Genomic DNA, 672 nt, shown 5'->3' on the forward strand with positions numbered 1-672 from the left:
TTTATTAGGAGAATCGGGAGCGGGTAAAAGCACGATTTTACGCATTTTAGCGGGGCTTGAAGCGGTGGATAGTGGCTATATTGAAGTCAATCATTCAGTATGGCTAGACACTCAAAAAAAGATTTTTTTAAAACCACAACAACGAAAAATCGGCTTTGTGTTTCAAGATTACGCTCTATTTCCTCATTTAAACGTGTATCAAAACATCGCTTTTGCTCACCCTAAAGATAAAGATAAAATCCACGAAGTGTTACGCTTAATGCGTTTAGAAAATCTAAGCCAGCAAAAAATTCTTCAACTCTCTGGCGGACAAGCCCAACGAGTCGCTTTAGCAAGAGCTTTGATCGCAGCCAAGAATTTATTGCTTTTAGATGAGCCTTTAAACGCCCTAGATAACGCCTTAAAAAACGAAGTGCAACAAGGTTTGCTTGATTTTATCAAGCGTGAAAATTTAAGCGTGTTATTGGTAAGCCATAACCCCAATGAAATAACCAAACTCGCGCAAACTTCCCTCTTTTTAAACAATGGCGTTATTGATCCTAATCAAGAAAATCGGCTTTTTTCAAACCGCTTATTGATAAAACCTCTCTTTGAAGATGAAAATTATTGCCATTATGAGGTCATTCCTCAAACGATTAGTTTGCCCAAAGATTGTCTGAATCCAACTTTTAA

General features: G+C 37.5%; 1 protein-coding gene. It reads left to right on the forward strand.

What is annotated here, in order from left to right:
* The coding region (locus IE271_RS44565; RefSeq protein ID WP_190195522.1) for a sulfate/molybdate ABC transporter ATP-binding protein at positions 1-672 on the forward strand (672 nt) is incomplete at both ends.

Source organism: Streptomyces minutiscleroticus, assembly GCF_014650875.1.
GTDB lineage: Bacteria > Actinomycetota > Actinomycetes > Streptomycetales > Streptomycetaceae > Streptomyces > Streptomyces minutiscleroticus.